Genomic DNA, 25,648 nt, shown 5'->3' on the forward strand with positions numbered 1-25,648 from the left:
ATATACGACATCTTCTGTCCCATATTGTTGGCGGCATGCGAGCGGACCGGTTGTTGCAGATCATCCTGTTGCTGCAGCGGCATGAGCGGTTGAGCGCGCGGGACCTGGCTGAGCGGCTGGAGGTGTCGTCGCGGACGGTCATGCGCGACATGGAGGCGTTGTCCGCGGCCGGCGTACCGGTGTACTCCGAGAGGGGGCGTAACGGGGGCTGCGTGTTGCTGCCCGGGTACCGCGCCGACGTGAGTGAGCTGACGCCGCGGGAGGCGCAGGCGTTGTTCGCGTGGTCGGGACGGGCGGCGTTGTCGGAGGAGCTCGGGCTGCAGGACGCGCTGCACTCTGCGATGGGGAAGCTGTCCGCGACGCTGCCTGTGGAGCTGCAGGGGGACGCGGACGCGTTGTCCGGTGCGATCGTCGTGGACCGGCGGCGGTGGTTCGCAGAGGCTGAGGACACCGGTGCGTTGCCCGTACTGCGGCAGGCCGTCGTCAAGCGGCGACGGGTACGACTGCGGTACGCGTCGGCGAGTGAGGGCGTCCAGCAACGAACTGTGGACCCGTGGGGGCTCGTCGAGCAGGCGGGGCGGTGGTACCTGGTGGCGGCGCATCGCGGGGCGGCGCGCATGTACCGGGTGTCTCGGGTCGAGCAGGCCGACGTACTCGAAGAGGCGGCGGAACGGCCCGACGGGTTGGACGTGCGTGCCGAGTGGGAGCGGCTGCGGTCCGGACTCGAGCGGCAGGTACCCGTCGGAGTCGACGTACTGGTCCGGGTACGGCCGGAGAAGGTGGAGCTGATCCGGCGCATCGCCTCACCGATGCTCGCGAAAGGGGAGGTGGCGCGCGACGTACAGTCCGATGACGAGTGGCCGCACCTGCGGTTGCACTTCCGGGTCCGGGAGGCGGCGTGCGGCGTACTGCTCGGATTCGCGGGCGACCTGGAGGTGCTCGAACCAGACGACCTGCGCGCCCGGATGCTGGAGCTGGCCCAGGCCGCGCTGGCGACCTACGGCTGACGGGTGGCCACGAAAGTCTGGCGCAGAATGACGTTGCCCTCGGCATCGAGGTCCTCGTTGCGCCAGTGGAAGCCGGTCGGGGTGATACCGGTGAATTCCCAGCGGGTGTTGGCGATCTGTGATTCGAGGGTGATGGTGTCCGCGCTCGCGTGGGCGATGAACGGCATCACGAACGCCGCCTTCGGCCCCATCCAGGTCGAGCGGAACGCCTGCAGCTCCGGATCGTAGATGCGAACCGACAACCCCCACTCGCCGTCGCCGTCCGTCGCCCGCGCGACCCGGCTCGGGGTGATCCAGACGTCCGCGACCGCGCGGCCGTCGAGCGCCCAGGCGAAGTGCCACTCACCCTTCGTCTGCCGGGTGATCGCCCCGCTGTCGTCGTACCAGGCGACGTCGAGGTCCCAGCTGCCGATCAGCGGTGCGAACGGGCGGAACGCGTCGGCGTACTCGGGGCGCGGGGCGTCGGCGACCATCAGGCCGGCGAGGGTGCGGGCGGCTGCCGCTCCGTCTGTCATCTGCATGGTGGCTGTTTACGCCTGACGCCTGCGGGAGGTCAAGCGCAAAGTCGGACGCCCCGCCGCCGGTGACCCCGTCGCGTGGAACCACGATGGCACTTCCGGCGGTCGGGGCGATCAGTCCGACAGCACCGCGCCACTTTAGTACGACTCCGCTACACAGCCGAATCACGAGACGCTCGCCGCTGTTGCGATCGCGTTGCTGGTTGTTAATGCGTGGCGTGGGTACGGCGTGCTGGCTAAGGTCCGGGAGCATGAGGACCCGGGCGGTGGTGGTACGGCAGGCCGTGGTGGACGACGCGGAGGCGGTGTCGGAGGTCAGGCGAGTCGTGTACCCGTACAAGGCGATGTCTCCGGCCGCTACGCGCCACTTCATCACCGTGGCGGCGCCGGAGGAGCGGTTCTTGCCTTTGGTCGCGGAGGCCGACGGCGAGGTGGTCGGGTGGGGTGCGGCCGGACTGAGCGTGTGGACGAGCGAGCCGGGTCAGAGCCATCTGACCGTCTTCGTGCATCCCGGCCATCGCAGCCAGGGCATCGGCAGTCAGTTGGCCGAGCGACTGCACCAGCACCTGACCGAGGTCGGCGCGGTCCGGGTCCAGGTGTTCGTCCACCCGGACGGCCTGGAGTTCGCCCGCAACCTCGGGTACGACGGGACGCGGCAGATGCACTACTCCGGCGTCGAGTTGACGTCGTTGCCCGACCAGCCGGAGACGCCCGAGGGGATCGAACTCGTCGCCTTCGAAAGCGTGGACCCGCACGCGGCGTACACCGCCGATACGGTCGCGTCGCTGGACGAGCCCACCGACATGCCGATGGACTCGATCGAGTACGACCGGTGGGTCGAGGAGATCTGGAACAACCCGGCGATGGACAAGGCGCTCAGTGTCGCGGCGATGGCCGGTGACGAGATGGCGGCGTTCACCGTCGTCGAGACGGACCGTGATCGGATGTGGTCGGGCATGACCGGCACCGTTCCCGGGTACCGCGGGAGAGGGCTGGCGAAGCTGGTGAAGTCGGTCGCTCTACGGCGCGCGGCGGCCGCCGGGATCACGTCGGCGTACACGTCGAACGACGACGAGAACGGCCCGATGCTTGCCATCAACAACTGGCTCGGATACCGGCGGGTGCAGACCGAGCTGGTCCTGCTCAGAACCCTCTGAAACAGAGCTGTAATCAGTTTCCTTCCGGTATGCACCTGAAAAAACGTTACCTTCCGGGGGACTTCGTCGTTGAAGTTCCCAAGGAGTTCGGATGGAGATCAGGGCAGCGGGTCCGGGGGATGTCGACGCAGCGGTGGCGATGCACGACGCACTCGTTCCGTATTTGGTGATCACGCGCAGTGGGTTGACCCGCCGGCTGGCGACGCCGGCCGGTGACGGGCGCGGTTCGTTCGTGGCAGTGGACGACGGTGGTCTGGTGGGCTGGGCGTCGAGCGGACTGATCGGCGGATCGGACCCGCTGGACGGCGAGCTGCGGTTGCTGGTCCGGCAGGAGAGCCGCGGCCAGGGGATCGGCGCGCGGCTGCTCGAGGAGATTCACGCCGGTCTGCGGTCGGCGGGAGCCACGTCGGCGCGGGTTTTCGCCGACCCGAGCAGCGTGGAGTGGGCGGCGCGGTTCGGTTACCGGCAGACCCGGCAGGTGCACTACGCGGGCATCGACCCGCGCAAGGCGCCAGACCTTCCCGAGGTCCCGAGCAAGGTGGAGCTGATCCCGTTCACCGAGGTCGATCCGCGGTTGCTGCACGCCGCCGACGAAGTCGCCCAGCGCACCAAGCCGGGCGACGCCAAGATCGCCTCCCAGCCGTACGACGGATGGCTCGCCGACATCTGGAACGCACCGGACCTGATGCGCGCGGTGAGCGTCGCCGCCAGGCACGAGGGCCGGATCATCGCGTTCACCCGCAACCACGGCGACGGCACCAAGATCTGGTCCAGGATGACGTCAACGCTGCCGGAGTACCGCGGTCGCGGCCTCGCCAAGCTGGTCAAGACCGCCGCGCTGCACCGCGCCGCCGAGGCCGGCGTGCGGGGTGCCTTCACCGCCAACTACGACGGCAACGCGCCGATGCTCGCCGTCAACGAATGGCTCGGCTACCAACGCATCGCGACGCACGCGGTGCTGATCTGCCCGCTTTAAGGAACCAGCAGTACGACGGTTTCCGCAACACAGGCGGGCTTGGTGGAGTTCTCGAGCTCGATCACCCAGTTGAGAGAAACCTGGATGCCTGCCGGCGTCTGCGCCGCGTTCGCGATCGACGCGCCCGCGCGGACCCGGCTGCCGACCGGGACCGGGGCGGGGAAACGAACCTTGTTGACGCCGTAGTTGAGCTTCGCGGTCACGCCCTCGACCTTGAACAGCTCCTCGCCGAAGCGGGCGATCAGGCTCAGCGTCAGATAACCGTGCGCGATCGTTCCGCCGTACGGACCCTTGGCGGCCCGCTCGACGTCGACATGGATCCACTGGTGGTCACCGGTCGCGTCGGCGAACTGATTCACCTGCTCCTGGGTGATCTCCAGCCACGCGGTCTCGCCGAGCGGCGTGCCGACTGCGTGCACCACCTCGTCGACGCCGTCGAACGTCTGGGGCATGTCGGCTTCTCCTCAGTTCCCTGTTAGTTGCGGGGTCCGCCGGCGACGTACAGGACCTGGCCGGACACGAAGCCGGCCTCCTCGCTGCAGAAGAACGACGCCGCGGCGGCGATGTCCTCCGGCTTGCCGGTCCGGTTCACCGGGATGGTGGCGGCGGTGGCCTTCTTGAACTCCTCGAAGTCGACGCCGACCCGGGCCGCGGTGGCCGCGGTCATGTCGGTCTCGATGAAGCCCGGCGCGATCGCGTTCGCGGTGACACCGAACTTGCCCAGCTCGATCGCGAGCGTCTTCGCCAGACCCTGCAGGCCGGCCTTCGCGGACGCGTAGTTCGCCTGACCGCGGTTGCCGAGCGCCGAGGTCGACGAGAGGAAGACGAGACGTCCGTACTTTGCCTCGACCATGTGCGCCTGGCAGGCCTTCGACATCAGGAAGCTGCCCTTGAGGTGCACCGACATGACCGTGTCCCAGTCGTCCTCGGACATCTTGAACAGCAGGTTGTCCCGCAGTACGCCGGCGTTGTTGACCAGGATCGTCGGCGCGCCGAGCTCCGCGACCACCCGCTCGACCGCCGCCGTGACCTGGTCGGACTTGCTGACGTCGGCGCCGACGCCGATCGCCTTGCCGCCGGCCTCGGTGATCGTCTTCACGGTCGCGTCGCAGGCGCCTTCGTCGAGGTCGATGACCGCGACGGCGTTACCGTCCGCCGCGAGCCGCTGCGCGACGGCCGCGCCGATTCCCCGGGCCGCCCCGGTCACGATCGCCACCCGCTGCTCGCTCACGCCACCACTCCAATCGGTGCACTGGTCTGCCGGAGATGACATTACCCACGGTCAGTCACCGGGGTAGTGCCCCGGATGACATGATCGTCGTGTGGATCATCACAACCGCCACGTCTACCACTGCCCGTTGCGCTGGGGCGACATGGACGCGCTCGGACACGTCAACAACGGCCGGTACGTCGACTACCTCCAGGACGCCCGCGTCGATTTCCTGTTCCGGACCGCGAAGGAGCTCGGCGCCGACAACCTCGAGACCGGTCTGCTGGTGGCCCGGCACGAGGTGCAGTACCGCGCGCCGCTGCACTTCCGGCCCGAGCCGGTGCGGATCGAGCTCTGGATCAGCGAGATCCGGGCCGCGTCGTTCACGGTCGACTACGAGATCCTCGACGCCGAACCGGAACGCCGTACCTATGTCGAGGCGAAGACCAAGCTGGTCCCGTTCGACTTCGCGGCCAACCGCCTCCGCCGGATCACCCCGGTCGAGCGCGAGGCCCTGCAGAAGCTGGTGGGCGCCTGATGTACACACACCCCGTCCTCGTCAGGTGGTCGGACATCGACTCGTACGACCACGTGAACAACGTGCGGTACTTCGACTACCTGCAGGAGGCCCGGATCGCGTTCCTCGGGCAGGTGATGGAGACCACGGGCGACTTCTTCGCGCAGTACCCGTGCGTCCTCGTCAGCCAGACCGTCGACTACCTGCGGCCGATCCTGCTGCGGCACCCGCCGTACGACGTGGACGTGTGGATCGCGTCCGTCGGTACGTCGTCGTACACGCTCGGCTCGCGGATCGTCGACCGCAGTGGCGAGTCGGAGGACGTGTACGCCAAGGCGGAGTCGGTGATCGTCGCCGTGGACGGCACGACGCACGCGAAACGACCCCTCGGAGACGCCGAACGGACAGCCCTGCTCAAGCACGTTGTGACGCCTTGAGAGACTAGAGCGGACATGACTGAGCAGCAGAGCTTCTACGACGCCGTCGGTGGGGCGGACACCTTCCACCGATTGGTGGCAGCGTTCTATCGCGGTGTTGCCGCCGACCCGGAGCTGCGGGCGATGTACCCGGAGGAGGACCTCGGTCCGGCCGAGGTGCGCTTCCGGATGTTCCTGGAGCAGTACTGGGGCGGCCCCAAGACGTACTCCGAGCAGCGTGGGCACCCCAGGCTGCGGATGCGGCACGCCCCGTTCGCCGTCACCCCGACCGCCCGGGACCGCTGGCTCGGCCACATGCGCGCCGCGCTCGACGAGCTCGCCCTGTCCCCGGAGCGGGACGAGGAGATCTGGCGCTACATGGTGATGGCCGCGCACAGCATGGTGAACACCGACGAACCGCAGTACCCGGGCGCGATCGACGTGTCCGGCCGCTGAATCTTCTAAGGAGAAACACGAGCATGGCTGCTACCCGTACCGCCAAGGCCCACTGGGAAGGCTCGCTGCTGGAGGGCGGCGGTCAGGTCAACCTGGAGTCGTCCGGTCTCGGCTCCTTCGACGTGACCTGGGCCGCGCGCACCGAACCGGAGGCCAGCGGCCGGACCAGCCCCGAGGAGCTGCTCGGCGCCGCACACTCGGCGTGCTTCTCGATGGCGCTGTCGCACGCGCTCGCGCAGGCCGGCAACCCGCCGGCGTCGCTGGACACCCAGGCCGACGTGACCTTCCAGCCCGGCGAGGGCATCACCGGCATCAAGCTGTCCGTGAACGGCAACGTCCCCGGCCTGACCGCCGACGAGTTCGCCGAGTTCGCCGAGGGCGCGAAGAAGAACTGCCCGGTCTCTCAGGCCCTGACCGGGACGACCATCACCCTGGACGTCACCTTCACCGCCTGAAACCCGAACACCACAGCGTCCGGCGAGCCGTCACGGCTCGCCGGACGCTGTTCGTTTCAGCCGAAGATATCTATCGTGGCGAGAGTAGACATTGGGGTTGGAGCTGTGTAATGTTCCTCGTGTCGACAGAGAAGAACAGCGAAGCTGACGCGGACAGCTAACGTTCTGTCCAAGATCGTGAAGTAGGTACGACGGCGGACTCCGCCGGGCCGATCAGTGAAGGGGCTCGGGTTTCACGCCACGTCAGAGTCTGTGGAGCCAGTGGTCGAGCGGGGTTCCAGGCTTGACGAATCGAAGTCGCAGTTGAAGTCGCAGTAGGTAGCTGTTGTTCGAGAGAGAGAAGGGAACGGATTACGCCGTCGGATCGCCCGCCAGTGCCAGTACTTCGCCGGGCGGGTGCCGTAGTTCCATCGGATGGGAAGGTGGTCTTCGGTTACGCATTCAGCGATCCCCGCAGTGATGGCCTTCACGTGGCGCGCTGCGGACATGCAAGGCCGGCCTCGCGGCCGGTAGATGGTGACAATCCAACAACCCCTGGGCCCCGGTGCTTCGGCACCGGGGCCTTCGGCATGGAGGTGCGATGACCCCAGACCTGTACACGGAGACCCGATGAGCTCAACCCCGGCCGGGACGGCCAATTTCGACGATGACGACTACCCCGCCTTCACGATGGGCAGGGCCGCGGAGATGCTGGGCACCACGCCGGGATTCCTGCGGAGCCTCGACGAGGCGAAGCTGATCACCCCGCAACGCTCCGACGGCGGTCACCGCCGGTACTCCCGCTACCAGCTGCGCCTGGCCACACGCGCTCGTGAACTCGTCGACCAGGGGACGGCCCTCGAGGCCGCCTGCCGGATCATCATCTTGGAAGACCAGCTCGCCGAAGCCCTGCGTATCAACGAGCAGCGAGGCGAACAGGCATAACGACCGGGCTACGGCGCTGTGGGCTTGGCCAGCACCAGGAGTCCGATCATGGAGACGGCGGCGCCGGCGGCGATGAGGGTCGCCATGGGTACGGCGGTGTGTTCGCCGCCGAGCCCGGCGATCGGTGCGATGGTTCCGGCGGCGACCCATTGGACGAAGCCCTGCACGGCGGATCCGGTGCCGGGGTGTTCGGGGACGGCGGCGGAGGCGAGGGCGCCGCCGTTGGGGATCATGAGGCCCTGTGCGGTCATCAGGACGAAGAAGCACACGAGCGCGAGAAGCAGTGGTGTGCCGAGCCACAGGGCGCCGGCCAGCATGGCGATTCCTGCCGTCAGAGCAGCGATCTGGCCGCTCAGGATGAGCTTGCGGGTGGAGACCCGCCCAGCGAGCCGGGCCGCGATCAGCGCGGCGATGGTCATCCCGGTGGCGTTGGCCGCGAAGTCGATGGAGTACGCGATCGGCGAGAGCCCGTTCATGGATTGCAGGACGAACGCGGACGTGGCGACATAGGCGAACAGCGCGCCCATCGCGGCGCCGGCGACCACCAGGTAGCCGACGTACTCCCGATTGCCCAGGACGATGCGCCCGGCGGCGAGAAAGTTGCCGAAGCCGCCGGCGTGACGGCGCTCGGGCGGGAGCGATTCGGGAACGGCGACCAGGGCCGCCACCGTCATCGCGAGACCGAGCACTGCGACGAGCCAGAACGAGACCCGCCACTGCGACAGTTGCAGGATGAGTCCGCCGAGGAGCGGGCCGACGATGGGGGCGATGCCGCCGACCGCGGCGATGACGTTCAGGACCCGGACCAGCCGTACGCCGGTGGCCAGGTCGACGATGATCGCCCGGCCGATCACCATCGCCCAGCCGCCCGCGAATCCCTGGACGAGCCGGGCCACCGTCATCACCCCGATGGTCGGCGCGAGCGCGCACACGACCGAGGCCGCCGTCATCGCCAGCAGTGCCGCGAGCAACGGGATCCGCCGGCCGCGTTGGTCCGAGACCGGGCCGCCGATCAGCTGGCCGAGCGCCATGCCGACGAAGAACGTTGTCAAGGTCAACTGGACTTGCGTCGCGGTGCCGGCCAGGTCGCCGGCGACCTGCGGGAAGGCCGGGACGTACATATCGGTGGCCAGCGGTGCGATCGCAGTCAAGAACACCACGGTCGCGACCAGCCCGGCGGTCAGTTGAGCCTGGCCGCGTGCTTTCAGCAGGGATGCCTGTTGCATCTTGCCTCTTCAGATTGCGGATCGTGTCAGCGCTGGACGGTGAGCAGGACCTTCGTAGCGGTCCGCTCGTCCATGGCTCGGCGGCCCCCGAACGGGGCACATTTCCAGTGAAGCCGTCGGCCGGCCGGGGAAGAAGTCACCGTCGATGGGTGTACTGGCAGGGCACCCTTCAGGCCCGTGTCACCGGTGCCGGCGGGTTACTGTCGGAGCCGTGGACAACCGTTCGGAGGTACGCGAGTTCCTCACCACCCGCCGCGCCCGGATCACCCCCGAGCAGGCCGGACTGCCGACTACCGGTACCCGGCGCGTCCCCGGTCTGCGGCGCAGCGAGGTCGCGACGATCGCCGGGCTGAGCGTCGAGTACTACGCCCGGCTGGAGCGAGGCCAGATCGCCGGTGCCTCGACCGGGGTGCTGGACGCCCTCGCGCGGGCGCTGCAACTGGATGAGACCGAACGAGCTCACCTGTTCGACCTCGCCCGGGCCGCTGACGGCATCCCGACCTCGGGCCGTTCCCGCCGCCGGACAGCGGGCAAGGCGGCGTCGCGGCTCAGCCTGCAGTGGGCGCTGGACGCGATCAAGGACGGCGTCGCGTTCGTCCGCGACCCGCACCAGAACCTGCTCGCCACGAACTCCATGGGCCGCGCCTTCTACTCGCCGGTGATCGGCGACAGCGGACGCACACCGAACCTCGCCCGGTTCCAGTTCCTCGATCCCGCCTCCCGGGACTTCTATCCCGACTGGGACCTGTTCGCCCAGATGTGCGTCGGCATCATGCGCGCCGAAGCCGGCCGTGACCCGCACGACCGCGGTCTCCAGGACCTCGTCGGCGAGCTCTCCACCCGCAGCGAGGTCTTCCGCCGCCTTTGGGCCGACCACAACGTCCGCACCCACGGATCCGGCACCAAGCGGTTCAACCACCCCGACGTCGGCGAACTCACGCTCGTCTACGAAGAGCTCGCCGTCACGGCCGAGCCGGGACTGGTGCTCCTGGTCTACACCGCCGAACCCGGCTCACCGTCCGCAGAACGACTCCAGCTGCTCGCCTCCTGGGCAGTACCAGCACAAACCCCGACAGCAAACTGAGCGGAAACGACGACCTGATCCGGCAGGTGAAATCTGTCGGTGGGGCCGAGGAGACTGCTCGCATGCTTGATGCGTTGCTCGACAATCACCTCGCTTTCCTTGCCGCCCATCGAGGTCAGGTACGACGGTTCGCGGACGCGATCGAGGTGGTGGGGGAGTCGGAGGAGTTCTCCGCGTGGATACCGCTCTCGCCGGACGCTTCGTTGCCGCCCGATGTCTCGACCGTTCGGTTGGTGCCGGGCAGCGGTGCCGGGTGGGAGGAGCGGTTGGCCGCGGCGGGGTTCAAGGCAGCCGAGGTGTTGGTGCATATGGAGGCGCCGGCGGGTTCAGCCGTTGGAGAGGCGGTGGCGGCGATCGGCTCGGAGGCGGACGCGGTCGAGTTCGCCGAGGTGCAGAGTGCGGCGTTTCTCGAGGTGGGGGAGTCGGACTACGACTGGTGGCAGCAGATGTTCGTCGAGCAGGCCGTGAAGAACTACCGGGAGCCCGACCAGTCCCTCTACCTGCTCCGCGTGGACGGCGATCCTGCCTCGATCACGTTGGTACTGCGGACCGGGACGGTCGCCGGCGTCTACGCGGTCGCGACCAAACCGCAGTACCGCGGCCGTGGTCTGGCGACGCGGCTGCTCGCGCAGGCGCGCCGGGACGCGGCAGGTGGGCGGCTGACCTTGCAGGTGGTCGAGGGTTCGGACGCCGAGCGCCTGTACCTCAGCCTCGGCTTTCGTCGTGCGTACCACTCGCCGCACTTTCGTCGACCTTGACGTCCTCTTCCTTCTCGGTGGCGGAGCCGACGCCGGAGGAAGCGGAGCTGTTCGGGTCGCGGGTGGTCAGGTTGCCGACCCGGAGCACCTCCCCGTTGCGGACGTACCAGGTGGTGCCGTCCTCGCCGCGCAGGGTGGTGATCCGCAGGCCGACCGCGACCACGACGCCGGTCGCCTTCTCCATGTCGATCAGGTCGCCGACGCCGTACTGGTCCTCGAAGATCATGAACACGCCGGCCAGGAAGTCCTTCACCAGCGTCTGCGCGCCGAACCCGAGGGCCACGCCGATGATGCTCGCGGACGCGATCACCGGCATGATGTTGAACCCGAGCTCGGCCAGCACCATCACCACCAGCACGGCGGCCAGCACGATCGTCACGATGCTGCTCAGGAGCGAGCCGATCGTCTGGGCGCGCTGGGCGCGGCGCTCGCTCGCGAGCGTGTTCTCGACGAAGTCCTGACCGATCCTGGACTTCGACAGCACCCCCGCGACAGCGCCGTTCCCGGTCCGCCGGGCGAACCGCCGGATCACCTTGTGCAGCACCCAGCGGAGCACGAAGAAACCGATGATCAGGCCGACGATCCGGGCAGGCACGACCACGACCTGGTCGGTCACCTCCAGCTTGCCGTCGTTGCCGGTCCGGAAGAACGTCGGAAAGGCATCCGGAAGGCTCATCAACGGTGAAAACAGGGGGTGACTGACTAAGGACACAAGGTAGCTGGTCAGAATAGGCATCTCGCCGCCTGATGTTAGTAGGGCTGACAAGGAGACGCGATCGCATGTCGAGCCGGCTGGACGACGAGCTTTCCAGGCTCGTGAGCGCTGGTGTGCTGCGCCAGTACCAGGCCGACTCGATCCGGGACGCCGCTGACGCGGAGATCGACGCAGCGCTCGCCGACCCGGGCCGGCCGCTCTCGCCGCAGGAGCCTGCCGGTCCTGAGCCGGCCAAGGCGGAGGAGGAGCCGGCCCCGGTCCACACCAGTGCCCTGGTCGAGGTGCTCGGCTACATCGGCGGGGCGCTGCTGCTCGGTGCCGTCGCGCTCCTGACCTTGGCGAACTGGGGTGAAATGGGCCGTGCCGCGCGGATCACCACCGGTACGGCGGCCGCGGTCGTCCTGCTCGGTTCGGCAGTGGTCCTAGCGCTGCTGCGGCGTCGGGAACAGTTGAGTTCGGCGCTCGCGGCCCTGGGGTGTTGCGTGGCCGGGTTCGCGACGTTCGTCGCGGTCGAGGGGGAGGCCGGACGGGTCGTCGGGGTGGCGGTCGCGCTGGCGCTGGCGGCCGGCGGGTTGTGGTGGCTCAAGGAGCCGTCGTTGCTGGTGGCAACATTCGGGATCTTGGCCGTCGGTGTGTTGGTGATCACGGCAGATGTCCTCACTCCGGACACCGGGTCGGCCGCCAACAGCGCGGGGATCGCCGGGACCGGTTTCATCCTGGTGGCGTTCGTGTTCGCGATGCTCGGCCTGGTGCGCGATCAGGTGACGTCGTGGTCACTGGCCGGAGCGGCGATGTTCAGCTCATCGATCTGCTGGCTGGTGCAGGAACGCGGCGAGATCATGGCGCTGGCAGTCGGTACGGCGGGACCCGCGGCGCTGCTGGTCGCGTACGGGCGGACACGGCGTTCGGCGTACGCCGTGGTGGGCTGCTCGATCCTCCTGGTCATCTGGCCGACCGCCCTCTACCAGCTGACCGACAACCTGGCCGGCGTGGCCATCGGCCTCGTCGTAGCCAGCGCAGTCCTCCTGCTCGCCGTCCTGATGCTGAGCCGCCGCCGCTCTAACGAGTAACGCAACGCGCGCCGTTTGGCCGTTGGTGCGGTTGATGCGGCAGACTCGCTGGGGTGACAGCTCCTACTCCGGCCCTTGTCGAGCTAGCGGTTGCCCATGGCGTGGCGACGGAGTATTGGAACTGGCAGGGCGAGCATGTGATCGTCTCCAGCGAGGTCGTGGCCGACGTACTCGCAGCACTCGGTGTGGACGCGTCGACCCCGGAGAAGGCGGCCCTGGCTCTGGCAGAGCACCAGCAGACGCGCTGGCGTCGTACGCTGCCCGGCACCGTGGTGATGCGGGAGGGCTGGACCCCCTGGTTCGCCGTACACCTGCCGCACGGGTCGTCGGCGGAGGTGTGGGTCGACCTCGAGGACGGCGGTCAGCGACGGGACATCCCGCAGCAGGACCACCTGGTCGAGCCGGAGTGGATCGACGGCGTACAGGTCGGTGAGGCGACGTTCCAGCTGCCGGGAGACCTGCCGCTCGGGTACCACCGCCTGTGCGCGCGCATCGGCACCAACCCGGAGATCTCGGTCAGCACGCTGATCGTGACGCCGACGAAGCTGGAGCCGGAGAACCTGCACCGGACGTGGGGCTGGGTGCTGCAGCTGTACTCCGTTCGCTCCCGGCGCTCCTGGGGCATCGGTGACCTGCATGACCTGGCCGACCTGGCCGCGTGGTCGGCGCACGACCTGGGCGCCGGCTTCGTACTGGTGAACCCGCTGCACGCTGCGGAGCTGGCGGGCCGCATGGAGCCCTCGCCGTACCTGCCGGCGTCGCGACGGTTCGCGAACCCGATCTACCTGCGGATCGAGGACATCGATGAGTACGGCGACCTGGCCCCGGCGGAACGGGACCGGGTCCGGACACTGGCGCTGCAGGCGCGGGCGCTCAGCGAGGACTCGACAGCGCTCGACCGGGACACGGTGTGGGCGGCGAAGCGCGAGGCACTGCAGGTGCTGTTCCGTGTGCAGCCGTCGGTCGGGCGGATCGCGGAGTACGGCGCGTACTGCGACCGGGAGAGCCAGGGGCTGATCGACTTCGCCACCTGGGCCGCGATCGCCGACGTGCACGGGCCGGAGTGGAGCAAGTGGCCCGAGGAGCTGCAGGAGCCGACCTCACCGGAGGTTGTTGCCTTCCGCAATGAGAACCCGGATGCGGTGGAGTTCCACTGCTGGCTCCAGTGGCAGCTCGACGAGCAGCTGGCGCGGACACAGGCCCGTGCGAAGGCGGCCGGCATGTCGCTGGGCGTCGTACACGACCTGGCCGTCGGTGTGCATCCGGACGGGGCGGACGCGTGGGCGCTGCAGAACGTGCTGGCGCAGAACATCCACGTGGGTGCACCACCGGACGCGTTCAACCAGCAGGGTCAGGACTGGTCGCAGCCGCCGTGGCGGCCCAACGCGCTGGCCGAGACCGGGTACGCAGCTTGGCGGGACCTGGTGCGTGCGGTGATGCGGCACGGCGGCGGGCTGCGGATCGACCACATCCTCGGCATGTTCCGGCTGTGGTGGGTGACCTCGCCGGAGCGGCCTACCGAGGGCACCTACGTGCGGTACGACCATGAGGCGCTGGTGGGCATCCTGGTGCTGGAGGCGCAGCGTTCTGGTGTGACGGTGATCGGCGAGGACCTGGGGACCGTAGAGCCCTGGGTGCGCGACTACCTGACAGAACGCGGCATTCTCGGTACGTCGGTGCTGTGGTTCGAGCGGGATGCCAACGGGAAGCCGCTGGCACCGGAGCGGTGGCGGGAGCTCTGCCTGGCGACCGTCACGACCCACGACCTGCCGCCGACGGCTGGGTACCTCGCTGGCGACCACGTGGAGCTGCGGAACCGCCTTGGTCTGTTGACTCGCCCCGTGGACGAGGAGCTCGCTCTCGACGAGGCGGACCGCGATGCGTGGCTCAACGCGCTCCGCGAACGTCACCTGCTCAGCAACACGGACGGCGAAGTAGCGCGGATCGTCGAGGCCATGCACCGGTACGTCGCCCATACGCCGGCCAAGCTCGTCGGCGTCGCGCTGACGGATGCCGTCGGGGAACGCCGTACCCAGAACCAGCCCGGCACCACGGACGAGTACCCGAACTGGCGGGTGCCGCTCGGCGGCCCGGAGGGTCAGCCCGTGCTGGTCGAGGACCTGCCGAACAACCAGCGTCTCCGCCGCTTGATCGGCTCGCTCAGTATCTAGCTTTCTGTATTCACCTGCTCACGAACCGTTGACAATAGATTTGAACGGTTGTTTTCTATTGAGCAGGAGAGGCGCCCTTCCTTCACTGTCCACCGCCCCAACAGTGCAGGAGTTCGCATGCTGCGAAATCGGAAACTCAGTATGGCCGGAATTGCCGTCGGAGCATTCGCCCTGACGGTGTGTACGTCGGTTCCGCTCGCCTACGGCCACGGGTACAGCACCGGGCCGGTCAGCCGGGCGAAGAACTGTCAGGACGGGGTCGTCACGAACTGCGGGCAGATCCAATGGGAGCCGCAGAGCGTCGAAGGCCCCAAGGGATTTCCGCAGAGCGGTCCCGCGGACGGGAAGCTCTGCTCGGCAGGGCTCGGTCAGTTCGCCGAGCTCGACGACCAGCGCGGCGGGACCTGGCCGGCTACGCAACTCCAAGGTGGCCAGGGGTTCACGTTCTCCTGGCATCTGACCGCGGCGCACTCGACCACCGACTTCAAGTACTACATGACCAAGCAGGGCTGGGATCCGACGCAGCCGCTGACCCGGTCCGCACTCGACCTGAATCCGTTCCTCACCGTCGACCTGAACGGCGCCCGGCCGCCGAGTGACGTGGCACATCCGGGCACGATCCCGACCGGTCGGTCCGGACGGCACATGATCCTCGCGGTCTGGACGATCGCCGACACCGCAAACGCCTTCTACCAGTGTTCGGATGTTAATTTCTGATTCAACCTGAGGTTTCGCCAATAACTTTCCTGGGCAGTGCACTCCTTGAAATAACCGCCCCATATTTCAAGGAGTGTCCCCATGAAGTCATTGCTCCGTCGTGTCGTCGTACCTCTCGTCGCTGTGCTCGTCGGCCTGCTGCCCGGAGTGGTGGCAGTCGAGCAGGCGTCCGCCCTGACCAAACTGACGCACTCGCAGGCGACCGCGATCTTCAGCGCAGCCGGCATCACGTGGTCGTCCAGCGGTAACTGCTCCGACTGGAACAACTCGACCTGTACGTCGTTCACCAACATCAACGACTCGACCGTCTACGGCGTGCGGACGCTGAAGCAGGCGAGTGGATGTGCGGTGAACATCACCGGCGGCACCGAGGTCGGGCACGCCAGCGGCACGTACAGCCACCGGAACGGGTACAAGGTCGACATCTCGAAGTACACGTGTGTCGGCAACTACATCCACAACACCTTCACCCGGATCGCCGACCGCGGTGACGGCGCCGCCCAGTGGCGCTCCGGCGCCGGCAACATCTACGCCGACGAAGGCAACCACTGGGACATCACCTACTACAACTGCGGTGGTTGCTGACAAGAACCACAAGCACCGCGCTTCGCGCGGGTTGTGGAGGAGAACTGCGGTGGCTGCTGAGGAGGACTGCGGTGGCTGCTGACGGCTGTCCTGGAACCTGTACGGGAGGGGTGTAGGCCTCTCCCGTACGGGAGGTACTAGGCTTCAGGCCGTGATTGTCGAATTGTCCGGGCACTCGTTGCTGGTGTTCGTCGGGATTCCTGTGCTGGTCATCGCCGTGCTGGCGCTGCTGGTGTTCGCGTCGTCGATCGCGAACGGGCCGCGGTACCGCCCGGGCCTGTCCTGGTGGGCTCCGCCGGTCTGGATCAACGGACCGACGCCGACCAAGCCGGACCCGGCCAACCTGCCCGAGCTGCCTGAGCTGACCAGCGCGCCGGGTGCCACCGCGACTGCCGCCACCGGCGTCGCCCGCACGCTCGGAGGCGCAAGTGCCAGCTGGTGACGCATTCACCCCGGACCAGCTCTACGACATCGAGAAAGCCGTCCGGTACGCCGAGGAGACCTCCGGCCTGCACTTCTCGGTGTACGTCGGTGGCGCGGACTCGGAGACCCGTCCGTTCGCCATCGAGCTGCTGAACGAGCTGGACGACCCGGACCGCACGGTCCTGGTGTACGTCGACCCGGCCGGCCGGCGTCTCGAGATCGTCACCGGCGAGCAGGCCAAGCGGCAGCTGTCGGACTCCTCCGCGGGTCTGGCCGCGCTGACGATGCAGACGTCGTTCGCCACCGGCGACCTGACCGGCGGTCTGGTCACCGGCGTACAGCAGCTGGGTACGCACGCGCACCAGGCGCCGATGCTGCACGCCAACGACGAGGCGCACAAGCTCTGACGTGGCCGCACTGCAGCCACACCGCATCGACCTGGGCGACGTAGTACTCCGCCCGTTCGTCGAGTCCGACGAGCCCGCGGTGGCGCTGGCCCTGCAGGACCCCGGGATCCTGCGCTGGACCGCGGGTACAGCAGTGATCAGCTCACCTGCCGACAAGCGCGCCCGCCGCTGGCTGGAGCCGCGCATCGACGGCTGGGCGCGCGGCAACGCCGTCTTCGCGGTCGCGGACAGCGAGACCGACCAGGTGATCGGCAATGTCGCACTCCGGGACGTCCACCGGGTGCCCGACCAGGCCGTTGCGGCGTACTGGGTCAGCCCGGTGGCCCGTGGCCGCCGGCTGGGCGCTCGTGTGCTCGATGCGGCCGCACGGTGGGGCTTCGCGACCGACGGGCTCCGGCTGCACCGCATCTCGCTCGACCACTCGATGGTCAATGAGGGGTCGTGTCACGTCGCACTACGCGCCGGCTTCCAGCTCGAAGGCGTGATGCGCGACTACTACGTCGAGCCGACAGGGCAGCGCCACGACTCGCACCTGCACGCCCGCCTGGCGACAGACGCAGGGCCTCAGCCTGCTGGTTCGTAGGTCGGGCAGGGGCTCGGGTACGCCGCCTGCGTGCGCGGGTCCAGGCACAGGTTGAGGATCTGCTCCGAGGACGTGCCCGGGCCGAGGTACACCACCCAGGTGCCGGTGACCGGTGCCAGCGAGCTGTTGGTGATGCCCGGGTACTGGCCGTCGACCAGCATGGCCTTCGCCGGGATCCCGGCCCGCGTGATCTTGGTGGCGGTGTCCTTGGCCATCTGACCCGCGTCGGCCGGGTACTTGTCCAGTGTCGCGATCCACTGGCCTTGCTTGAACTTCGGTGAGGTCGGACCGGTGTTCACGGCCGGCGGTGTGGTCGTCTGAGCCTTCACCGTCGGTTTCGGCGCCACGGCGGACACCGGCGGCTTCCGGTCCGCCTTAGTGGCGCTCCCGGTGGCGCTGGCGGTCGGCTCGGCCGGTGCTGCGGCGCCGTTGTCGGTGCCCGACCCCATCCGCAGGCCGTCGGCCGGCGTATCCGACGCCGTACCCCTGGTGAGGATGAACGCGAACACCGCGACCATCGCCAGGCTGGCCACGATCGCCGCTCCGATGGCACTGTGCGAACGCTGTGCCTTCCGGGGGCGTGCCTCGGGCGAGCTCCGCCTAGCTGCGGGCCGCTGCTGCCTGCGGGCAGCCCGAGCGGGTGGCTTGCGGTGGTCGACGCGTGTCACGGCAAGGGCCCCTCCCCAGACACCCTGGATGGATACATCCGGTGAAGCTTAAACCGAACCACTGAGTAAGTGAGCGTCTCTCAGGTGGCGAGAATCTCTTTCTCCACAAGGGAATCGCGCACCGCACACGCCCCCTCACAGTCCGCCGACGAGCAATCGTTTGACCCTCACTGAATGCAGTCGGCTGTCGACCCTAGGTGCCGGAGGGGATGCCGTTGGGGTGCGGCTTGGGGCGTGTGTCCAGCGCGTCGTCGAGCCAGGAATCGACGTCGACATCGCCGGAGAGGATGTGGTTCACGTACGACGTGCGTTCGTGGCTGAGGACCTCCAACTCCCACACGCACGGAGCTGCGCCGATCGGTGCCGGTCGGAGGTCGTCGACATCCATGCCGCTGAAGATGCTGAGGCGGGACTGGAAGTCCTTCGCCCAGCTCTGCACCACCAGGTAGATGCCGTCGTCGCCGAGGTGCAGTACGACGACGCCGAGTCCGACGGACCCCATCGCGTCGTCGAACTCGAGCTGACGCGTGGCGGTGGCGCGGGCCATGTCGACCATCTGGTCGTCCCACTGCCGTCCGCGCGCAGTGACGACGTACGGCTTGACGAGGCGGTTGGCGTAGCGCCAGGGCATCAGTGGGGTGATGGGGCGGGGTCGGTACGCGTCTGCGAGTCCGGTCAGCGCAACAGCTGCCGCACCGGCCAGGGCGGGGTCAGAGGCGGGCACCGGTCCAGTCTTACCGCACAGCGAGGTTCAACGCGACAGGGCCGGTCCCCGTAGGAGACCGGCCCTGTCAGAACGTCGTTCAGGCGACGTCGTCCTGCGCCTGCGCGGCGATCGCGCGGGTCAGGTCCGCCTGGGCCTCGGTGACGTACCGGAGCGTCGGAGCGTCGACGGACGACGACTCCACGGCCAGCCAGCCGGTCAGCGCGTCCAGCGCCGCCTGGTCGGCCAGATGCCGCGGCGACAGGTAGACCAGCACGTTCTCGCCCATCGACGAGCCCAGGCGGGTGTAGACGTCCTTGGCCGCGTTCAGGTACTTGTCGACGTACGGCCGCAGCAGGTCCTCCTGGCCAGGCTGCTGGAAGCCGAGGATGGTCCGGAACTGGGTCTCGTTCGGGGTGTCCTCGGACTCGACGGCGATCCGCCAGGCCTCTTCCTTCGCCTCCACGGTCGGCCGGGCGGCACGGGCCTGCGCGGCCCGCTCCTGACCGGTGATCGTGGTGTCGCGGGTGAGCTCGTCGTCGATCTCGTCCGCACCGATGCGGCCGAGCCGGGACAGCGCCACGATCAGCGTCCAGCGCAGGTCCGTGTCGACGACCAGACCCTCCGGCAGGTCGCGTCCGTCCAGCCACCCGGCGAGCCGGTCGGCGCCGGCGTCCGAGAACACCGCCGAGCTGTAGGCCCGGACGAAGGCGAGCTGGTGGTCGCTGCCCGGCTCCGAGCCGGCTACCAGACCGGCCAGCTCCGTCTCGAACTGCGCGCGCAGGGCGGGCCGGTTCGGCGGGGCGGCGTACTGGTTGATCGCGCTGCTCGCCTGGTTGAGCAGGGAGCGGACGCCGGTCAGGTCGGTCTCGGCCCGGATGCCGCGCAGCACGATGCCGACGTACTGGCTGGCCGGCATCTCCGCGTCCCGGGTCATGTCCCACGCCGAGCCCCAGGCGAGCGCCCTCGGCAGCGACTCGGTGAGCTGGTCGATCGACTCCACCAGCGTGGCCCGCGACCGCTCGTCCAGCCGGATCTTCGCGTAGGTGAGGTCGTCGTCGTTCAGCAGTACCAGGTCCGGCTGGGTCGCGCCGGTGAGCTCGGGGAGCTCGGTCCGCGCCCCGTCGATGTCCACCTCGAACCGCTCGGTCCGGACCAGGCCCTCGTCGGTACGCCGGTACAGGCCGACTGCGAGCCGGTGCGGCCGCAGGACCGGGAACTTGGCCGTCGCGGTCTGCTCGATCGCGAAGGAGGTGAAGGCGCCGGCGGAGTCGACGGCGAAGTCGGCGCGCAGCGTGTTCACGCCGGCGGTCCGCAGCCACCGCTCGGTCCAGTCGTCGAGGTCGCGGCCGGACGCCTTCTCCAGCGGCTTCAGCAGGTCGGTCAGCTCGGTGTTGCCGAACGCGTGGTCGTGGAAGTACTCCTTCAGCGCGGTGACGAAGGTGTCCTCACCGACGAACGCGACCAGCTGCCGCAGCGTCGACGCGCCCTTGGCGTAGGTGATGCCGTCGAAGTTCACCTCGACCGCGTGGAAGTCGATCATGTCGGCCGCGATCGGGTGCGTCGACGGCAGCTGGTCCTGCCGGTACGCCCAGTTCTTGCGGGCGTTGCAGAACGTGGTCCACGCGTCGGAGTACTTCGTCGTCGCGACCACCTGGGCCCAGTGGCTGGCCCACTCGGCGAACGACTCGTTCAGCCACAGGTCGTCCCACCAGGTCATCGTCACCAGGTCGCCGAACCACATGTGCGCCAGCTCGTGCAGCACGGTGTTGGCGCGGGCTTCCAGCTCCGCGTGCGTCGTACGGCTGCGGAACAGGTACTCGTCCCGCAGCGTCACGCAGCCCGCGTTCTCCATCGCGCCCATGTTGTACTCCGGCACGAAGGCCTGGTCGTACTTGTGGAACGGGTACGGCGTACCGAACGCCTCCTCGAACAGCGCGAAGCCCTGCTTGGTGACCTCGAACAGGTCCTCGACGTCCAGCGCCGACTTCAGCGACGGACGGCACAGCAGCGACAACGGGTACGTGCCGTGCGGACCCTCGTACACGTCCGTCACGACGTGGTACGGACCCGCGACGACCGCGGTGATGTACGTCGAGATCCGCTCGGTCGGCGGGAACTCCCAGCGGGCCAGCTCCTCGCCGTTCTCGCCCTGGTACGGCGTGGGCTCGGGCGTCGGGGCGTTCGAGATGACGACCCAGCGGGCCGGTGCGGAAACGGTGAAGGTGAACGGGGCCTTGAGGTCGGGCTGCTCGAAGGTGGCGAACACCCGGCGGGCGTCCGGCACCTCGAACTGCGTGTAGAGGTAGGTCTCCTTGTCGGCTGGGTCGACCGAGCGGTGCAGCCCTTCACCGGTCCGTGAGTACAGACAATCCGCCGTCACGGTGAGCTCGTTGCGCTCGGCCAGCCCGTCGAGCTGGATGCGGGCGCCGTCGTACACCACGTCCGGATCGAGGGCGACGCCGTTCAGCGTCACCTCGCGGATCTTGTCCGCGATCAGGTCGGCGAACGTGCTCGCGCCGGCGGTGGCGGCGAACGTGATGGTGGTCACCGACGGATACGTCGGGGCGCCACTCGGGGCGTTGGCCAGATCGAGCTCGATGGCGTAGCTCACGTCACTGACCACGCCCGCACGGGAACGCGCCTCGTCGCGCGTCAGGTTGGTTCCAGGCATATCGGCATCCTATGCACCTGGCTCACGCCTTGGATGCGGGTTTCCCCCCGACATTGGGTATTGGATACCGAGTCGGTATAACCGTTCCTTCAACTTTGTATGATGGTGAATATGACTGCCTCTGCAGATTTCTGGTTCGACCCGGCCTGCCCCTGGGCCTGGATGACGTCCCGCTGGATGCTCGAGGTCGAGCAGGTCCGCGACGTGAAGACGACCTGGCACGTGATGAGCCTCGCCGTCCTGAACGAAGAACGTATGGAGCACGACGCCAACTGGGAGCGCTTGATCGGTCGTACCCGAGTGCTGATCGCCGCCGAGCAGGCGCACGGCAACGAGGTCCTGCTGCCGCTCTACACCGCTCTGGGCCGCCGGATCCACAACGAGGGTCGTGGCGGCAAGGACGACGCCGTACTGACCGAGGCGCTCGAGGAGGTCGGTCTGCCCGCGTCGCTGCGCGAGGCCGCGGGCACCGACCGGTACGACGACGCGCTGAAGAAGTCGCACCACGCCGGCATGGACCAGGTCGGCATGGAGGTCGGTACGCCGGTGATCTCGGTGGAAGGTACCGCGTTCTTCGGCCCGGTGGTGACGCCGGCGCCCAAGGGCGAGGCGGCCGGCAAGCTCTGGGACGGCGTGCGCCTGGTGGCCGGCACCGAGGGCTTCTTCGAGATCAAGCGCACCCGGGACCGCGGCCCGATCTTCGACTGACGATTCAGGGGTTGAACTGGAGCCGCCCGGTCGGTGAAAGTTGCTCACTCAGGAATCCGTCCAGTTGTGAGTAGGTTTCAGATGACCTCGCCCCAGACCCTGACCGCCGGCATCGCCGTGTTCGATCGCGAGGCGGGGCAGTTCGTCCACCAGCAGGACGCCGACCGGCAGTTCCGGTCGGCGTCGGTGGTGAAGCTGCTGATCGCGCTCGACTTCTTCTGGGACCGCGGCCCGGAGTACGACGTACCGGCCGCGGACCGGGAGCGGCTCGGTGTCATGCTGCGGAGCAGTGACGACGACGCGGCGAGCCACTACTGGGAGCAGCTCGGCGGTGCCGCCATTGTCGATCGCATGGTCAAGCGGCTCGGTCTGACGCACACAGCCGGCCCGCCGGCCAGTCACCCGGGCTTCTGGGGGTACGTCGCGATCACGGCCGCCGACACCGTGCGGATCTACCGCTACCTGCTGGAGGACGCTCCGCCGCCCGTGCGCCAGTACGTGATGGGACAGCTGCACCAGGCGACCCGCCACGGCACCGACGGCTTCGACCAGTACTTCGGGATCGCATCGGTCTTCGAGACGGGCTACAGCATCAAACAGGGCTGGTCCGGGTTCAACGGGTCCAGCGGGTACCGGTCCGACAAGGCGAAGCCGCAGTCCGTGGTGGACCTGGTCAACGACGCACTGCATACGACCGGGACGGTCGGGGCGGACGACCGGAGCATCGTCGCGGTGTTCACGCTGCACCCGAGCGGTACGCCGTACGAGCAGGCCTATGCCGCTGTGACGCAGCTGACCGCGGCTCTGACTGTGCCGGGCGGCGTACGCGTGCAGACGGCTGACCAGTAGATTGCGGGCCATGCGAGTGCACATCGGCTCTGACCACGCCGGCTTCGAACTGAAGAACCACCTGGTGCAGCACCTGACCGCTGCCGGGCACGACGTCGTGGACCACGGTCCTGCGGTGTACGACGCCGTCGACGACTACCCGCCGTACTGCCTGCGTACCGGGCAGGCGGTGGTCGACGAGCCAGGCAGTCTGGGCATCGTGGTCGGCGGCTCTGGCAACGGCGAGCAGATCGCTGCGAACAAGGTGAAGGGGGTCCGGGCGGTGCTGGCCTGGAGCACCGACACCGCACGGCTCGGCCGCGAGCACAACAACGCCAACGTGGTCAGCGTCGGCGCCCGGATGCACTCCGAGGAGGAGGCCACCGGGTTCGTCGAGACGTTCCTGGCGACCGACTACTCCGGCGAAGAGCGGCACACGCGCCGGATCGAGATGCTGTCCGCCTACGAGTCGACCGGCGAGCTCCCGCCGCTGCCCTGATCGTCGTGCTCGTCCGCGTCGGTCTTAGGCAACACCGGCCGCCGTACGACGGGCTGACGGGGCCGGGACACGTCACGCGCCCGCATACTCCGGCCGGTACCGACCACTGCCGGAGTGGGTGCCTTGGAACCACCTGTCGTCCCCATAGAAGGAATCATGCCTGAAGGTCATACGCTGCACCGGCTGGCGAACGATGTCTGGGACGCGTTCGGTGGCCGCACGGTCCGGGCGTCGAGCCCGCAGGGCCGGTTCGCCGAGGGTGCCGCGCTGCTCGACGGGCACCTGCTGCGGCAGACCGAGGCCCACGGCAAGCACTTCCTCGCCGACTTCGAGGGCGCCGGCTGGCTGCACATCCATCTCGGGCTCATCGGGAAGATGGACATCCGGCCGGCGCCGGTGCCGTTGCCCGTCGGCCAGGTCCGGCTCAGGCTGCAGAACGCCACGTCGTACGCCGATCTGCGCGGCGCGACCGTGTGCGAGGTGATCACCGACGAGGAGCGCGACAAGCTGCTCGGCCGGCTCGGTCCGGACCCGCTACGCGATGACGCGGATCCGGACCTGGCATGGAACCGCATCCACCGTAGCAAGCTGCCGATCGGTCAGCTGCTGATGAACCAGGACGTGCTGAGTGGGGTCGGCAACGTGTACCGCGCCGAGGTGCTGTTCCGGGCGAAGCTGAACCCGATGACGCCCGGCAACGTGGTGAAGAAGCGCGAGTGGCAGGGCATGTGGAACGACCTGCTCGCCCTTATGAAGTACGGCGTGGAGACCGGCCGGATCGACACTGTTGCCGACGACCACACTCCGGAGGCGATGGGGCGTGACCCGCGCCGGGACGACCATGGTGGTGAGGTGTACGTGTACCGGCGCCAAGGGCAACGGTGCTACGTCTGCCAGTCAGTCGTCCGGACGAAGATCCTCGCGGGTCGTAACTTGTTCTGGTGTCCCAAATGCCAACGAACCGGCCTCACTCGCAAGAGCTGATTGCCATCAGTTGTGTTGCGAATTGATGCGCGGACCGATCGGTACCGTTATGTTCTTCACACCATGAGGAAGAGCGGCGGACTCGCGCTGGCACGACGCATCGGCCGCCGGGTCGAGGCGCTGGGTCGTCGCGCCCGCCGTTCGCACCGGGTGGCGTTCGTCGCGCTGGTGCTGGTGCAGCTGGTGATCTCCGTCGCGAGCGACGTCTGGATGACCCTGGTACCGGCGTCGTTCCTGATCGTCCCGCTGGTGGTCGGCGGTGTTCTGCTGCAGTTCGGCGAGCTGGTGGCGCTGACCGGGATCACGACGGCGTTCGGTGCGTACGTCGTCCTGTCGCGTGGACTGACGATGCCCCGGATCGGCTTCGTCCTGGTGGTCCTGGCCGTCGGCTGGATCATGATCACCAGTGCCAAGGTGCGCAGCCGGCTGGGTGTAGCCGGCACCCGGAGCGAGTCGATGCTGATGGAGTTGCGCGAAACGCTCACCGCCCAGGGGGAGATGCCGCCGTTGCCGTCGGGCTGGCGCGTCGAGGTCGCGATCCAGCCGGCCGGCGGGTCGTCGTTCTCCGGCGACTTCGTGGTGTCGACGATGCACGGCGACCTGCTCGAGGTGGCGCTGGTCGATGTCTCCGGCAAGGGCATCGACGCGGGGACGCGGGCGCTGTTGCTGTCCGGTGCGTTCGGCGGTCTGCTGGGCGTCGTACCGGTAGAGGAGTTCCTGCCGGCCGCGAACCGGTATCTGCGTCGGCAGGACTGGGACGACGACTTCGCGACCGTCGTTCATGTCGTCTTGGATCTGCGGACCGGCGACTTCGACGTACGGACGGCCGGGCATCCGCCGGCGATCCAGTTCGACGCGTGGTCGGGGCGGTGGCAGACGCGGGACGCGGACGGGCCGCTGCTCGGGCTGGTGGAGGCGCCGGAGTTCGAGGTGAACCACGGGGTGCTGAAGCTCGGCGACGCGTTGTTCCTTTACAGCGACGGGATGGTCGAGACGCCGCGCCAGGACATCGGCCGCGGCACGGACCGACTGGCGGGATTCGCGGAACGCCTGGTAGGGCAGGCGTTCCTGGGAGCAGCCGCGGAACTGGTCGCGTCTGCCGGCGGGCCGGGCGACGACTCGGCGATCGTCATCCTCCACCGACTGGCTCATGCCTGACGTCTGTGGATAACTCCGCAAGGGACAGGGCAATCGTTACCGAACGGCATT

30 protein-coding genes are annotated in these 25,648 nt (G+C 68.3%); 22 read left to right on the plus strand and 8 right to left on the minus strand.

The genetic code is table 11. The features are described 5' to 3' along the window. The first annotated feature begins 35 nt into the window (after positions 1-35). Positions 36-1,007: a helix-turn-helix transcriptional regulator gene (locus tag OHB24_RS24345; protein WP_327633139.1), complete on the plus strand. Its 972-nt coding sequence runs from the start codon at positions 36-38 to the stop codon at positions 1,005-1,007. Here the strand turns inward: OHB24_RS24345 and OHB24_RS24350 are convergent. Then, positions 998-1,528 carry a hypothetical protein gene (locus OHB24_RS24350; RefSeq protein ID WP_327633140.1) on the minus strand — a complete coding sequence of 177 codons (531 nt, stop codon included), beginning with the start codon at positions 1,526-1,528 and terminating at the stop codon, positions 998-1,000. The two genes, OHB24_RS24345 and OHB24_RS24350, sit on opposite strands and share 10 nt — an antisense overlap. Before the next feature lie 248 nt (positions 1,529-1,776). Here OHB24_RS24350 and OHB24_RS24355 point away from each other — a divergent pair, with 248 nt between their 5' ends. Both OHB24_RS24355 and OHB24_RS24360 read left to right on the plus strand, forming a co-directional pair. Beyond that, a complete protein-coding gene (locus OHB24_RS24355) occupies positions 1,777-2,682 on the plus strand; it encodes a GNAT family N-acetyltransferase (RefSeq protein ID WP_327633141.1) in 906 nt (301 codons plus the stop codon). 91 nt (positions 2,683-2,773) lie between these two features. Beyond that, positions 2,774-3,658: a GNAT family N-acetyltransferase gene (locus OHB24_RS24360; RefSeq protein ID WP_327633142.1), complete on the plus strand. Its 885-nt coding sequence runs from the start codon at positions 2,774-2,776 to the stop codon at positions 3,656-3,658. On the opposite strand, the gene OHB24_RS24365 is transcribed toward OHB24_RS24360, so the two are convergent. Both OHB24_RS24365 and OHB24_RS24370 read right to left on the minus strand, forming a co-directional pair. Beyond that, positions 3,655-4,110: a MaoC family dehydratase gene (locus OHB24_RS24365; protein ID WP_327633143.1), complete on the minus strand. Its 456-nt coding sequence runs from the start codon at positions 4,108-4,110 to the stop codon at positions 3,655-3,657. The genes OHB24_RS24360 and OHB24_RS24365 overlap by 4 nt on opposite strands. 23 nt (positions 4,111-4,133) lie before the next feature. Further along, on the minus strand, positions 4,134-4,889 hold the full coding sequence (locus tag OHB24_RS24370) for an SDR family oxidoreductase (protein ID WP_327633144.1): 756 nt from the start codon (positions 4,887-4,889) through the stop codon (positions 4,134-4,136). A gap of 91 nt (positions 4,890-4,980) precedes the next feature. On the opposite strand from OHB24_RS24370, the gene OHB24_RS24375 reads away from it, so the two are divergent. From OHB24_RS24375 to OHB24_RS24395, 5 genes are all read left to right on the plus strand, one after another. After that, entirely contained in the window at positions 4,981-5,406 is a 426-nt protein-coding gene (locus OHB24_RS24375) for an acyl-CoA thioesterase (protein ID WP_238151065.1), read from the plus strand. Next, complete coding sequence (locus OHB24_RS24380; RefSeq protein ID WP_327633145.1) at positions 5,406-5,822, plus strand: acyl-CoA thioesterase; 417 nt, start codon at positions 5,406-5,408, stop codon at positions 5,820-5,822. Before OHB24_RS24375 ends, OHB24_RS24380 begins: the two co-directional genes overlap by 1 nt. 15 nt (positions 5,823-5,837) lie before the next feature. Further along, entirely contained in the window at positions 5,838-6,257 is a 420-nt protein-coding gene (locus OHB24_RS24385; protein ID WP_327633146.1) for a globin, read from the plus strand. A gap of 23 nt (positions 6,258-6,280) precedes the next feature. Further along, complete coding sequence (locus OHB24_RS24390) at positions 6,281-6,712, plus strand: OsmC family peroxiredoxin (protein ID WP_130381255.1); 432 nt, start codon at positions 6,281-6,283, stop codon at positions 6,710-6,712. Positions 6,713-7,321: 609 nt separating this feature from the next. After that, positions 7,322-7,636, plus strand: coding sequence for a MerR family transcriptional regulator (locus OHB24_RS24395; protein WP_327633148.1), 315 nt, complete (start codon positions 7,322-7,324; stop codon positions 7,634-7,636). A gap of 8 nt (positions 7,637-7,644) precedes the next feature. Here the strand turns inward: OHB24_RS24395 and OHB24_RS24400 are convergent, their stop codons facing one another. Beyond that, the gene (locus tag OHB24_RS24400; protein ID WP_327633150.1) at positions 7,645-8,862 is read right to left on the minus strand and encodes a multidrug effflux MFS transporter; all 1,218 of its coding nucleotides are present in this window, start codon (positions 8,860-8,862) and stop codon (positions 7,645-7,647) included. A 211-nt stretch (positions 8,863-9,073) separates the two neighbouring features. Between OHB24_RS24400 and OHB24_RS24405 the strand changes: the two genes are divergently transcribed. Continuing rightward, on the plus strand, positions 9,074-9,946 hold the full coding sequence (locus OHB24_RS24405) for a helix-turn-helix transcriptional regulator (protein ID WP_327633152.1): 873 nt from the start codon (positions 9,074-9,076) through the stop codon (positions 9,944-9,946). Between the two features lie 62 nt (positions 9,947-10,008). After that, positions 10,009-10,704 (plus strand): GNAT family N-acetyltransferase, encoded by a 696-nt coding sequence (locus tag OHB24_RS24410; RefSeq protein ID WP_327633153.1) that lies wholly within the window; start codon positions 10,009-10,011, stop codon positions 10,702-10,704. Here the strand turns inward: OHB24_RS24410 and OHB24_RS24415 are convergent. Beyond that, complete coding sequence (locus OHB24_RS24415; protein WP_327633154.1) at positions 10,652-11,380, minus strand: mechanosensitive ion channel family protein; 729 nt, start codon at positions 11,378-11,380, stop codon at positions 10,652-10,654. The two genes, OHB24_RS24410 and OHB24_RS24415, sit on opposite strands and share 53 nt — an antisense overlap. A gap of 104 nt (positions 11,381-11,484) precedes the next feature. On the opposite strand from OHB24_RS24415, the gene OHB24_RS24420 reads away from it, so the two are divergent. The 7 genes from OHB24_RS24420 (at position 11,485) to OHB24_RS24450 (ending at position 17,375) form a co-directional block, all read left to right on the plus strand. Further along, positions 11,485-12,489, plus strand: coding sequence for a hypothetical protein (locus OHB24_RS24420; RefSeq protein WP_327633155.1), 1,005 nt, complete (start codon positions 11,485-11,487; stop codon positions 12,487-12,489). A gap of 53 nt (positions 12,490-12,542) precedes the next feature. After that, a complete protein-coding gene (malQ, locus tag OHB24_RS24425; protein WP_327633156.1) occupies positions 12,543-14,660 on the plus strand; it encodes a 4-alpha-glucanotransferase in 2,118 nt (705 codons plus the stop codon). Between the two features lie 117 nt (positions 14,661-14,777). After that, entirely contained in the window at positions 14,778-15,377 is a 600-nt protein-coding gene (locus tag OHB24_RS24430) for a lytic polysaccharide monooxygenase auxiliary activity family 9 protein (protein WP_327633157.1), read from the plus strand. An 81-nt stretch (positions 15,378-15,458) separates the two neighbouring features. Further along, the gene (locus OHB24_RS24435) at positions 15,459-15,962 is read left to right on the plus strand and encodes a hypothetical protein (RefSeq protein WP_327633158.1); all 504 of its coding nucleotides are present in this window, start codon (positions 15,459-15,461) and stop codon (positions 15,960-15,962) included. 151 nt (positions 15,963-16,113) lie between these two features. Beyond that, positions 16,114-16,404, plus strand: a complete 291-nt coding sequence (gene ctaJ / locus OHB24_RS24440; protein ID WP_327633159.1) for an aa3-type cytochrome oxidase subunit CtaJ — start codon at positions 16,114-16,116, stop codon at positions 16,402-16,404. Then, entirely contained in the window at positions 16,391-16,792 is a 402-nt protein-coding gene (locus tag OHB24_RS24445) for a DUF5130 family protein (RefSeq protein WP_327633160.1), read from the plus strand. The genes ctaJ and OHB24_RS24445 overlap by 14 nt, the downstream gene beginning before the upstream one ends. Before the next feature lies 1 nt (position 16,793). Further along, positions 16,794-17,375 carry a GNAT family N-acetyltransferase gene (locus OHB24_RS24450; RefSeq protein WP_327633161.1) on the plus strand — a complete coding sequence of 194 codons (582 nt, stop codon included), beginning with the start codon at positions 16,794-16,796 and terminating at the stop codon, positions 17,373-17,375. Here the strand turns inward: OHB24_RS24450 and OHB24_RS24455 are convergent. From OHB24_RS24455 to pepN, 3 genes are all read right to left on the minus strand, one after another. Further along, positions 17,357-17,908, minus strand: a complete 552-nt coding sequence (locus tag OHB24_RS24455; protein WP_327633162.1) for a hypothetical protein — start codon at positions 17,906-17,908, stop codon at positions 17,357-17,359. The genes OHB24_RS24450 and OHB24_RS24455 overlap by 19 nt on opposite strands. 328 nt (positions 17,909-18,236) lie before the next feature. After that, on the minus strand, positions 18,237-18,767 hold the full coding sequence (locus OHB24_RS24460; protein WP_327633163.1) for a hypothetical protein: 531 nt from the start codon (positions 18,765-18,767) through the stop codon (positions 18,237-18,239). Between the two features lie 79 nt (positions 18,768-18,846). After that, the gene (gene pepN, locus OHB24_RS24465; RefSeq protein ID WP_327633164.1) at positions 18,847-21,420 is read right to left on the minus strand and encodes an aminopeptidase N; all 2,574 of its coding nucleotides are present in this window, start codon (positions 21,418-21,420) and stop codon (positions 18,847-18,849) included. Between the two features lie 111 nt (positions 21,421-21,531). Between pepN and OHB24_RS24470 the strand changes: the two genes are divergently transcribed. The 5 genes from OHB24_RS24470 to OHB24_RS24490 all read left to right on the plus strand — a co-directional run bounded on the left by OHB24_RS24470 (position 21,532) and on the right by OHB24_RS24490 (position 25,597). Next, positions 21,532-22,128, plus strand: coding sequence for a mycothiol-dependent nitroreductase Rv2466c family protein (locus tag OHB24_RS24470; RefSeq protein WP_327633165.1), 597 nt, complete (start codon positions 21,532-21,534; stop codon positions 22,126-22,128). An 81-nt stretch (positions 22,129-22,209) separates the two neighbouring features. Beyond that, complete coding sequence (locus tag OHB24_RS24475) at positions 22,210-22,977, plus strand: hypothetical protein (RefSeq protein ID WP_327633166.1); 768 nt, start codon at positions 22,210-22,212, stop codon at positions 22,975-22,977. 10 nt (positions 22,978-22,987) lie between these two features. Next, the gene (locus tag OHB24_RS24480; RefSeq protein WP_327633167.1) at positions 22,988-23,455 is read left to right on the plus strand and encodes a ribose-5-phosphate isomerase; all 468 of its coding nucleotides are present in this window, start codon (positions 22,988-22,990) and stop codon (positions 23,453-23,455) included. Between the two features lie 156 nt (positions 23,456-23,611). Then, the gene (locus OHB24_RS24485) at positions 23,612-24,439 is read left to right on the plus strand and encodes an Fpg/Nei family DNA glycosylase (protein WP_327633168.1); all 828 of its coding nucleotides are present in this window, start codon (positions 23,612-23,614) and stop codon (positions 24,437-24,439) included. Between the two features lie 63 nt (positions 24,440-24,502). After that, on the plus strand, positions 24,503-25,597 hold the full coding sequence (locus OHB24_RS24490) for a PP2C family protein-serine/threonine phosphatase (RefSeq protein ID WP_327633169.1): 1,095 nt from the start codon (positions 24,503-24,505) through the stop codon (positions 25,595-25,597). Positions 25,598-25,648: the final 51 nt, after the last annotated feature.

Source organism: Kribbella sp. NBC_00482, from assembly GCF_036013725.1.
GTDB lineage: Bacteria > Actinomycetota > Actinomycetes > Propionibacteriales > Kribbellaceae > Kribbella.